The 12,739-nt window shown below is 51.4% G+C and carries 3 protein-coding genes; all 3 read left to right on the top strand.

All coding sequences use genetic code 11. The annotated features are described in order from the left end of the window. Window positions 1-19: 19 nt before the first annotated feature. The 3 genes from V5T57_RS20155 to pyk all read left to right on the top strand — a co-directional run bounded on the left by V5T57_RS20155 (window position 20) and on the right by pyk (window position 12,415). Entirely contained in the window at window positions 20-8,611 is an 8,592-nt protein-coding gene (locus tag V5T57_RS20155) for a hypothetical protein (RefSeq protein ID WP_332893071.1), read from the top strand. Between the two features lie 392 nt (window positions 8,612-9,003). Continuing rightward, window positions 9,004-10,650 (top strand): carbamoyltransferase family protein, encoded by a 1,647-nt coding sequence (locus V5T57_RS20150; RefSeq protein ID WP_332893070.1) that lies wholly within the window; start codon window positions 9,004-9,006, stop codon window positions 10,648-10,650. 313 nt (window positions 10,651-10,963) lie between these two features. Further along, entirely contained in the window at window positions 10,964-12,415 is a 1,452-nt protein-coding gene (gene pyk / locus V5T57_RS20145) for a pyruvate kinase (protein WP_332893069.1), read from the top strand. Window positions 12,416-12,739 lie beyond the last annotated feature (324 nt).

Below are 12,739 nucleotides of genomic sequence, written 5' to 3'. Positions count from 1 at the left end.
CACGGGTGTGCCAGATACCGTGACCTTAAATGCCGGTACCGATAATGAAGATGGCACCTGGACCCTGGAAGCTGGGGATCTGGAAGGTCTGACCGCCACCGTAGATGGCGACGTCTCCGGCGTGTTTGACATGGGCGTTACCGTAAACGTGCTGGATAGCGATGCGGATGCTGGTGGTGATGACACCACCTCGGTCTCCACCGATTTCACCCTGACCGTAAACCCCGAAGCGGATGAAGTGACCTTCACCGCCGGTTCAGCTTCTGGTGCGGAAGATAGCTGGATGGATGTGAACTCCGGCTTTGGCGTGACCGACACCGATGGCTCTGAGTCTGTGACCGCTGTGACCATTACCGGCATTCCCGATGGGGCCTCCCTACAGATGGAAGATGGCACCACCATTGAGATCACCGATGGTTCGGCCACTTTGAGCATGGATCAAGTCACCGACAATGGTGACGGCACCTACAGCCTGGATGGTTTGCAGGTGATGGCCCCTGAAGATTCCAATGCGAACTTCGACATGGGCATCTCTGTTACCACCACCGATGGAAACGGTGCCACCAGTGATACCGAGATTACCGACGGAACCATTAGTGTTGAGGTCGCCTCCGTCGCCGATGCGCCTGACCTGACGGCTAATGATGTCAGTGGCACAGAGGATGATGCTTCCTTTGCCTTAGATATCAGCTCAGCCGTAACCGATCTTGATGGTAGTGAATCCATCACTTCGGTGGTAATCACCGATGTACCTAACGATATCTCCCTCTCTGCAGGTACCGATAATGAAGATGGCACATGGACCCTGGAAGCTGGGGATTTGGATGGTTTGACTGCCGTTCTAAGTCCCAATGCAGATGTCTCTGGGGCCTACGATATGGGTGTGACGGTCAATGTACTGGATAGCGATGCCGATTCAGGTGGAGATGATACCACCAGCCGTAGTGCTGACTTTACCTTGACCATTAATCCAGATGCCGATGGTGTAACCGTTACCACAGGTGATGCTAGCGGCCTGGAAGATCAGTGGATCTCAGTTAATGAGCCCACCTTTACCCTCACCGATACCGATGGTTCTGAATCCATCACGGGTGTTACGATTACCGGTATTCCTGATGGTGCAGAGCTGCAGATGAGTGATGGGACCTCCATCACCGTCACCGATGGCAGCGCAACCATACCCATGGATTATGTCACTGAGACCGATGCGGACGATACTTACACCATTGAAGGCCTGGAAGTTAAAGCACCTGAAGACTCTAATGTAGATTTCCAGCTAGGGGTCAGTGTCACCACCACCGATGACAACGATGTAAGCACTGATACAGTGGTTGACACCACCACCATTGATGTCACTGTCACCGGCGTGGCTGATGATCCTTCCATGACCTTTACCGACACCACCGGTACTGAAGATCAGGCCATTACCCTGGATATCAGTGGTGGTTTGACCGATACCGATGGTTCCGAAACCTTGGTGGTAACCCTGGAAGGCATTCCAAACGGCGCCGAGCTTTCCGAAGGGGTGGACAATGGCGATGGTTCCTGGACCATCACCAGCACCGGCGATAATCCAGTGGACTTCACCAGTATTGAGATGACTGATCTGGCCGATGACTACAGCGGTGAGTTTAACCTGGATGTATCCTGGAGCCTCACCGACATGGCCGAAGATGGTGTGACGGTGGATGACAGCCTTAGTGGCAGTGACAGCTTCACCGTCACCGTCAACCCCGATGCTGATGAAGTCACCGTGACCAGTTTAGCCGCTGGCAGTGAAGATAGTTGGATGGATGTCACCACTAACTTTGAGATCACCGATACCGATGGTTCCGAATCCATCGGCAGTGTGACCTTCTCTGGCCTGCCTGAAGGGGCTGCCCTGCAGATTGTGGATCCAGACGATGGCTCTATCATTGATCTGGGCACCTCTACCGGTGGTGATGACAGCTTTACGATTCCCGCCGACTACGTAACCACAGCGGACAATGAAAGCTTTGACATTGTCGGCCTTCAGGTTCAGGCCCCAGCAGACTCCAACGTTGATTTTGACATGAATCTCAACGTGGAAGTGACCGATAGTAATGGTATTACCAGCGATACCATTACCAGCACCAATACGGTCAGTGTCGAAGTAACCGGTGTGGCCGATGGCGTGCAGAACATGGCCGATGCCGAAGATGTCGATGTCCGTGAAGACAAATACTTCACCCTGAACGATGACACCAATGGCCCTGGCATCTCCAGTGATCTGGTTGATACCGATGGTTCGGAAGAGATCTTCTATCAGATCGATGCCAGTGATGAGAGTGTGCGCTTGCGGGTGAGTGAAGGTGGTAGCGGTTGGAAGTGGGCTTCCAAAGATGACGATGGCAACTGGAATGTCTCTGCTGAAGATCTGGATGCAGGCCGGGTACGCATGTATTTGGGTAGCCACAGCGATGAAGACTTTACGGTAGATGTCAACGCCTACACCAAAGATTTTGATGAAGATGGCAGCACCGTAGATGATACCAGCGCCATTGAATCCACCAGTTTCTCGGTCAATGTTGCCTCCGATGCCGATGGTACCAAGATCTCCTTTAGTGCCAGCGGTACAGAAGATACCGGTATTGCGGTCAACAACTATATCCAGCTTTATGATGCCGATGGTTCTGAGAACCTCTCTGGTGACATCATCATCTCTGGTGTGCCCGATGGTGCAACTTTGGCCATTGATGGTGCCAACGCCCATCTAATTACCGATAATGGGGATGGCACCTATTCGGTTAGCCAAGATGCACTATCCCCAACCCACAGCAATGCGAACGGGGACTACCGTTGGGAAATTGAAGACCTGGTCTTTACACCTGCTGAAAATGACTCTTCTGATATTCCATTAACCTTTACCACCACAACGGTAGAGGCCACCGATGATGGCAACGGTTATGCCACCCAAATGACCAGCAAAACAGCAACGGTTAAGGTCACGGCAGATGCCGATGGGGCAACACTAACAACCCCAGAAGCAACCGGGTTGGAAGATGGCACCATTGAGCTCTCCCCCTCAATCTCCCTGGATGGGGATATCGATGGTTCCGAGACCATCAGTGGTGATGTCATCATTACCTCTGATGATCCTGGCTCCGAAGGTGCCACCATCGTGGTTGATGGCACCACCCTGGAGAGTACCAGCAGCAAGGTCGTTACCGCTGTAACGGATGGAGATGGCAACGTGGTCATGGGGGATGATGGCAAGCCTGAGACCACCACTGAGGTTACCACCACTTGGCGGGTACCAACAGCTCTGCTCAGTGCCACTGAAGATGGGGATGGTAACACCACTGGTTGGACCTTTGACAACATGACGGTTCAGCCACCTGAGAACAGTGATGCCGACTTTGACCTGGACTTTTCCCTAACCATTAGTGATGACGGTGAAGATACCGATATCGCGACCGGCAGCCTGAATGTCAATGTAGATGCCGTGGCCGATGACCCCACCCTTACCACCGCTGATCGGGCACGGGGCAACGAAGATACCGACATTGACCTGAACATCAATGCGGCATTGACCGATACCGATGGTTCAGAGTCGCTCTCTATTACCGTTAGCGATGTACCCGATGGTGCCTACCTGTCTGCTGGTACTGATAATGGGGATGGCACCTGGACCCTGACCCCAGATCAGTTGGAGGGACTCTCCATTCATCCGCCGGCTAACAGTGATGAAAACTTCAAGATCCAAGTCACAGCGACCTCGACTGAGACCGACCCCACCACAGGTGAAGCCGGTGATGCAGGCGATGTTGATACAGCCAGCGCTTCAGTAACCAACCAAATTAATATCTTGGTGGTTGGTGAAGCCGATGCAGCCTCTTATGGGGATCTTTCTGCCACCATGACCGAAGATCAAGCGGTGGTCGATGCCCCTGATGGCTCGGTAATCATGGATCTTTCCAGCATTCAGTTAACTGAAGATCTGGATAATTCCGAAGAGCTCTCGGTACTGGTCAGTATGCCTGACGATGCTCCTGATGGTGCCTATCTATGGGCCGAAGATGTGGGAGATCTGAGCTATGCTGGCAATGGTAACTGGGCGGTAAGCCCTGATGCCATGGACTCCATCCGGGTGGTCGCCCCAGAAGACTACTCTGGTGAGATTAATGTGGATGTTTCCATGATCGTTACTGAGCGGGGCTTCCAGGTAGATGATAACGGAGATCTGATACTGGGTGACGACGGCAACCCCATTGAAATGAATGGTGGTGATGTCTGGAGCCAGACAGTGCAGTATGAGGTTACCGTGGTGGCCGATGCCGATGAGCCCTCTATTAGCATCAATGCTGCAGGTAATGAGGATATGGATGGGGGCATTCCCTTCACCATCTCCCCTTCGGTAACCGATGGCAATACCAATGAAGGTGCCGAGGTGATCACTCAGGTGACCGTCTCTGATATCCCTGCGGATGTTACCTTATTGCAGGATGGTGTACCCCTGGTCGCCGATGCCGATGGCAACTATGTGTTTGAACCAGACAATCTGGATGGGTTAACCCTGGTTACCCCTACCCACAGCAATGAAGACTTTGATGTTACCGTCTCTGCCACCGCCATGGACAACAATGGTGATCTAGAGACCAATACCGCCATCCACAATGTAGATGTGGTGGGTGTAGCTGATGGGGTTGAAAATCTGCAAGCAGGTCAAACCACAAGCGAGCCTGACACCACCATGACCATCGATATTGCCCAGGCAGGTAATGCCAATGGGAACAATAGCGGTGACAATGCCGGTGCCTTTGAAGTTTATGTGGTGGATGATGAAGGTAACCGTACCCTGGTTTTTGAAGGCAATACCGATGTGGCCCTAACAGGTAGCCACAACAATTGGGACAGTATTACCATCGACAGTGTCGATTTTAGTGATCTGCAGCCTGAAAATATCATGATTAAGGGGGCCGATGATGACTCTGCCCTGCGTGTTAATGGCATTACCATTGGTGGTGAACGCTTTGAGGCAGAAACCCATGGTGTGATTGGTAACGATGGCAACGGTAATGACAATGGTGGCGGAAGTGTTATCGATAACAATGCCAACGATGGGCATGTCTCCTTAAACGCTGACAACGGTACCCTAACCTTTGGAACCAGCGATGTCAGTTATGAAGGGGGCGATATCAGTTCAGACATCGCCTCAGACGGTGTGCATCAAATTCCCATCGAAATTGAATCCACCATGATCGATACCGATGGGTCTGAAGAGCGTTACTACGTGGTTAGCGATGTACCTGATGGCGCCTTCCTGGCCGCCGGTGTAGATGGTGACGGTAATATCATACACACCGCCACCAATGCTGGGGGTGGTCAGTGGATCGTCAGCGAAGATCAGCTGGATAATTTACATTTGGTACCCCAAGAGGGGCTGGAGACCGGGGATAACTTTGACATCACGGTCACAGCCGTGACCCAAGAGAACGATGGGGATATTAACTTTGACAGTAGTGTCACTGTCTCCATTGATATTGATACCAGCCTGGATCAGAGCGGCAACCCAGGCCCCGGCAACGGTCACCCCAACAGCGATGTAGCCTGGGATGGTGAGGTCAGTGGTGTCTCCATCAACAGTGGTGGAACTGGTAATGAAGATACCAGTATTGATATGGGTGTCAGCGCTACCTCTTTGGAGGTAGAAACTGCGGTGGAGACCGATACCGTTGACAGCCAGGCCATGACCGATGCGGGGTACACCTATCAAAATGATCAGTGGGAAACCACGGAAACGGAAACCTTCACCAACACAAGAACAGAACTCCAGGATGTTGATGTGGAACAGGAGCGGGAAGTTGTTGATTCCGATGCCATGGAAACCGCTGGGTGGAGTCAAAATGATGATGGGCAGTGGGAAAAGGATGTTGCACAAGTTCAAACAGATGACACCAGCTTCAACTTAAACCAAGCAGGCGATACGGCTTCTTATGATGTGACGGCTACAGATAGTGTCGATATCAACATCAAGTCGTTTAAAACCGGCAAGGATGATGGTGAAGTTGTTCTGACCTATACTGATGGTTCGAGCAGTACGGTAGATATTGATGATGTGTACACCGGCAACAATGGCACGGATACATTCACCATTGACTTAGCTGACGGACTAACGCTCGCCAATGTGAGCATTTCCCATACGGGTTCTGGCCAGGGTGGCGGTGCGAATAGCCAAGAGTTCAAAGTTGAAGGGATTTCAACCACTGTAACCACGACCGATGTTGCAGAAGGTAATGAGATCTTGATGACCACAGAGACTTACACGGTCACAGAACAACAGGAAGTTGAAGTCGAGTTCGAAGATACCAGAGATGTTTTTGTTGCGGTTAGTGAAGATAACCTTATCTACGAGACCACGACTGATGGTTCTGAAGTTACCTCCTTTGTGATCAATGATGCGGATCTACCCGAAGGCTCCAGCTTGTCAGCGGGCACCTTTAACCCCATTGAGGATGCTTGGGTCTTCAGCATGGAGGAAGTGGAAACCCTGGAGATCACGCCTCCTGAGGACTTTAGTGGCGATCTGAACATTGCCATGACCGCCATTACGCTGGATGTGAACGGTCAAGAGGTTGAACAGGCACATACAGTGACCATCGATGTGGATGCCGTGACTGATGGTCCCAATGTCTCCATCAGCGATGCCAGCGGGTTGGAAGACAGCGCCATTGATCTGGATATCTCTCTGAGCATGCCCGACAGTGATGGTAGTGAGACCTTGAGCGGCGTGGTTGAGATCGAGGGTGTACCGGCTGGAGCAGAGCTGAACTTGGGAAGCCTCAACAATGACACCGGAAACTGGGAGATCGATGTTGCAGATCTCACCGTTACCAGCACCGCCGATGATGGCACCGCCACCGCCTGGAGCACCGATGGTCTAACCATCACCCCCGCGGCTGATAGCAATGACAACATAGACCTGACCGTACGCGCCACCGGTGGTGAAGGTGGAACGGATGGGGCCGATGACATTACCGTAAGCGCCAACGTCACGGTGGATGTACAGGCCGACGCCGACCACGTTAACCTGACGGTTGAAGATCAAACAGCGGTGGGGGTTGAAGATCAAGGCTTTGAGCTGGAAGGTCTCTCCGCCGTACTGGATGGAACCGGTGAAGAGTCACTAAACATTGTGATCTCTGGTCAGCCAGAAGATACCACCTTCTCTCATGGCTTTAATAATGGTGATGGTACGTGGAGTGTCGCCCCGGATGATCTGGATGCCCTGAACATTAAACCACCCAAGGATTGGTCCGGCACCATGGACCTGCAACTGACCTCCTACTCGGTGGATCGGGATCCAGATAGTGGGGAGATCGATATTCAAGCCAACAGCTCAGCAGAGTTCACCGTGAGCTTTGAGGCCGATGCCAGCGGTCAGGTCTCCACGGCTGATGATGCAGCAGGCATTGAAAACCAGGCCATCAGCCTGAACCTAAGCTCCGCATCCTTTGATGTTAACGATGCCTCCCCTGAGACCATGTTGATCACCCTGGATGGTCTACCCGATGGCTCTGATCTCTCCGCCGGTATTGAGAATGCCGATGGTACTTGGAGCCTAACCGGGGATCAGCTCAACGGTCTGACCATGACCCCTCCACAGGATTATGCTGGGGAGATTGATGTCACCATGTCGGTGGCCAGTGATCAGAACAATGAAAATGTCATCGATGTGGATCTAGGCTTCACCATTGTGGTAGATGACACCCCAACGGTCACCATGGATGACATGCTCTATGATGAGATTGGCAATGGATCTGTCGATGTCGGCAGTCACATTGAGCTGAACGATACAGACAGCGACAATCTGAGTGGAGCAACCATTAGCATTACAGAGGGTGAAGAGGCCGCAGATAGCTTTAGCTTCGATGGCTACACCGTTAATGAGCTGGTTGCAGATGATGGTTCAACGACCCACATGATTGACGGCACCAACATTGTTGTCTCTGGTGGCGGCTTTGGTGGGGATGGTAACCTGGTTCTTTCAGGAACAGAGAGTGCGGATACCTATGAGTCTGTCTTGCAATCCTTACAGCTGGATGTTGAAGATTCAGGCACCCGGAGCTTGTCGGTAGAGGTAACCGATGAAGAGGGCGCAACCAGTGAAGCCGGATTGTTTGATGTGGTTGTGACCGAAGATGAGATCTTGGGTAGTGAGGATGACGATGTACTCACAGGAACCGACGCCAACGACATGCTCAGTGGTGGAGATGGTGCCGATACGATAACGGGTGGTGCAGGAGATGATGTCATCGAAGGTGGCTTGGGCGATGATATCCTTGAAGGTGGCGCTGGGGATGATCTGTTTATCTTTGGTATGAACGATGGCTCTGACTTCATCAGCGGTGGTGATAACTACACCGATGTTATCCGTATGGATGGCATGACCAGCGATCCCGTTCTGGAGTTGGGAGATGTCGGGAACTGGACTGTTGACACCAACTCTGACTACACCGTTGAGACCATTGATGTGGATGGTGATGTCTTTGATGCCATCACCTTCGATACTGGCGATGCCGCTGGCTCGATCACCCTGGAAGATGGTACCGAATTGGAGTTTGACGGTATTGACCAGATCATCTGGTAATACACCGACATTCCGACCGTAATGGGATGGCTCCGGCCACCCCCATTACATGATAAAACCGGATGGCCTACGCCATCCGGTTTTTTTATGGTTGATCCGATCACGCCCACACTCATCGTATGAATGCGGCAAGAGACCGAAAAGGCACCCTGCTCAACCGGTTGAATCCGCCCTCGATACAACAGGCATTTTAACCTTAGAAGCAGGCCCCCTACCCCCTCAAGAAAGCGACTTAGACGGATTATTTGTTAAAAAGAACCCACCAGTTCACCCCAAGTTGCATAATTTTTGCTTCTTTCTGTAAAGCCTGATCGAGTCAAGCTCTCATGGGGTTGGTTGCGGTGTTTGGCTAGATAACAGTTATGTTTCACACTTATTAGTGGATACTCACTATGTATATTTTAGGCCTTAATGGTGGGCTTAGGCATGATGCTTCAGTCTGTTTAATGCAAGACAATGAAGTGATCTTCATGGCTGAGGAAGAGCGCTTTATTTATAAAAAACATGCCACCAGTGAAGTTCCGACAAAGGCCACGCTTGCGGCACTAAACCATGCCGGAATTACCATGGATGATGTGGACCATATCTCCCTTGGTTGGGAGATTACGGATGATACGCTGGATATTATTGAACCGCTTTTATCTCACCGTCTACTCGCCCCCAAAAGTCTGCCCTCCATATCGATGGTAGACCACCATATGGCCCATGCGGCTTCTGCGTATTACAGTTCAGGTATGGATGAAGCCACCATTGTTGTTATTGATGGCAGCGGTGAACATGGGCAAGCAACATCGCTCTATCACGGTAAAGGTGGGCAGCTTAAACTCTTAGATGCCTTAGGCCATGAACACTCCCTTGGGCATTTCTATGAAGCGGCAACCCGCTACCTAGGGATGAAGTCCGGCAATGAAGGCAAAACCATGGGACTGGCCTCCTATGGTGAAGTCATTGACCCCATTGAGCCCCTCAAAGTTTTACCGAGTGGATATCGTGTCACCCTTAAAAATAAATACATCGAACAAAACAGAGATTCTTCTATCGTCTTAAGTTGGTTTGACTGGTTTCAAGAGCAGTTCGGAAAACGTATTATTCCGGACCTATGGCTGGAACGAGATACCAATCAATTCTACTATGAGAACCCTTATACGCAGAACCACAAGAATATTGCGGCATCGGTCCAACACGCTTTGCAAGAGGCTATTCTTTCCACCTGTAAAATGGCCATTCAAGCAACTGGGTGTCGAAATTTGGTTCTTACGGGCGGTGTGGCCCTAAATTGCTCAGCCAATGGTAAGGTGATGGACTCTGGTATCGCCGATGAGCTCTATCTACTGCCAGCCAGTAGTGATGCAGGCACAGCCCTGGGTGCAGCGCAGCTCTGCTATCTCCACCAATCCCAGGCGACCAAACCGTTACAGCCAATCCGTAGTGCTGCTTTAGGCACCCGCTATAGTAATGATGAAGTTCTACAAGCCATTAAACACTTTGGCTTAACCGCAAAACGGTGTGATGACATCGCGTTGGAAGTTGCTAAGAAGATCGGTGAAAACAAAGTGGTTGGTTGGTTCCAGGGTGCCATGGAGGTTGGACCACGCGCTTTGGGCCAGCGTTCTATTATTGCCAACCCAAGCAGTAAAGCTATGTTGGATCATGTGAATGTGGTTAAAGGGCGTGAGGCTTGGCGTCCATTAGCCCCCTCTCTACAGAGAGAGCATGCTGGGGACTATCTGGAAAATGATATGTTTGAGCCCTTTATGCTCACCGCCCGCAAGGTTAAAGAAGAGTTGCGGGATCAGGTCTCAGCCATTACCCATGTTGACCACACCTGCCGACCACAGCTGGTGGATAAACAGACCCACCCGCGCTATTGGCAGCTGCTGGAGTATGTAAAGCAACAGACAGGGCACCCCATGGTGATGAACACCTCCTTTAATTTACGGGGGCAGACCATTGTTTGTACACCACGGGATGCCATACAGACCTTCTACGCCAGCCCCATCGATTGTTTAGCCATTGAAGACTATCTCTTGGTTAAGTAGTTCGTGCGTTAGGCTTATGTTCTGTGAGAAAAGGCACTTTAACCGTGCCTTTTCTTTATGGTGACAGCTATGCGCCCCCTTACGGCGGCATGCAGGTCCTATTGCTGCCTTATATCAAGAAAAAAAAGAGCGTCACTTTTCCTTCCCTGCAGAACGGCGTATGGTGGGCAGCGTCGTTTAGCCAACCTCACCAAGGCTTAACCCGGACCAGGGAGCGACGACTACAACCCTCGTGTGACCAAAATCTCATGATAATCTATCCATATCAAGCGGTTCACACGATCTGGGCTACGACCCCATCAGGAGAGCGTTCATGAAATCTATACGTCGTACTAAAATTATTGCCACCCTGGGTCCTAATGCTCAGAACCGTGAATTTATCAAACATCTGGCATTAAGCGGTGTCGATACCTTCCGCCTGAACTTTAGCCATGGCACCCATGATGACCACCGCAAACGGCATAACTGGATACGCTCCGTGGAAGAGGAGCTCGGACGCCCGCTGGGTATTATGATGGACCTTCAAGGTCCAAAATTACGTATTGGTACCTTTGAGGCCGATGAAGTTGAGCTGGTCCGTGGGCAGAATTTTGCACTCTATAAAGAAGAGCGAACAGGGGACATTAATGGTGTTACCCTACCCCATGATGAGTTATTCCAAGTCATGCGCCCCGGTCTGGAGCTTCTCCTTAATGATGGACGCATTAACCTACGTGTGATGGAAGTGGAAGAGTATGGTGTCTGCTGTGAAGTCAGGGTTGGCGGTATACTCTCAGACCGTAAAGGTTTAAATGTACCTGCCGCGATGTTACCGGTTAAAGCCTTAACCGATAAAGATCTGGCTGATCTGGAATTTGGCTTAGAACTGGGTATCGACTGGTGCGCTCTAAGCTTTGTTCAACGTCCGGAAGATCTTAGAGAAGCCCGTAAGCTGATCCGTGGCCGTGCTGCGCTGCTGGCAAAAATTGAAAAACCCCAGGCTGTAGAGAACCTTGAAGAGATCGTAAAGGTAACCGATGGCGTCATGGTCGCCCGGGGTGATTTAGGGGTTGAGTATACCCCTGAGCGTGTACCGGCTGTGCAAAAACGATTAATCCGTCTCTGCCGAGAACAGTGTAAGCCGGTTATCGTGGCTACTCAGATGTTGGAGTCGATGATTGATGCCCCGATCCCAACCCGCGCTGAGGCATCGGACGTGGCCAATGCCATCTATGATGGTGCGGATGCCATCATGCTTTCCGCTGAAACAGCGGTTGGTTCCTATGCCTGTAATGCGGTCTCTGTGATGGATCGTATCGCCCGGGTGACTGAGTCCGACCCAGACTGCCTACAGCGTAACCTACACACCCCCCTCTCCTTTGATAACAGCGATAACGATGCCATCAGCAAATCGGCACGGGATGTCGCCATGAGCCGGGGCTGTCAGGCCATTGTCGCCTTTACCAAAACAGGGTCTACCGCATTACGTGTGTCACGAACCCGTGCCCCCGTGCCCATTTTGGGTCTGACACCCGATATTCGGGTTGCCCGCCGCTTAACCATGGTATGGGGCGTACATAGCGTGAACACCAGTGATGTTCATAACTTTGCTGAAATGGTCGGCAAAGCAACACGTATTACCCGTCGTGAAGGCTTGGCAGCCAATGATGACCGTATTGTGGTGATTGCAGGTGTCCCATTTGGCCAGCAAGGCAACACCAATATTCTACGTATTGCACGCATTGGTGAGATGGAGCGCCTACCAGGGGAAGAGCCTGAAGATTAACCCCCTACGCCAGGGAAGCCATGTTGCCACACAGAGAACATGGCTTCCCCGCGTCATTAAACAACAGCGCACCTCACAGAACCATTCCAACCCTGCTCCCCCCTATTCCAGGAACCGTGCTGACAGCGCTCCACACCCTCTGTAAAAAACCTGTTTGGCTCTGTGTCTGTTATCTGATCAATAGGCGCATAACAGCCCCCTTCCACATCAATCAAAGACCCAACCATTTTTGAATGTCTGTGTTGGCGGAACCCTCACTGTAATTCTCCCCCTCAAAACAGCAATACATACGCACATGTTTATTCAGGCCGAAGAACCTACCCA

This window comes from Magnetococcus sp. PR-3, assembly GCF_036689865.1.
Lineage (GTDB): Bacteria > Pseudomonadota > Magnetococcia > Magnetococcales > Magnetococcaceae > Magnetococcus.
Note: the sequence above shows the minus strand (reverse complement) of the source record. Positions and strands in the feature narration are given on the sequence as shown.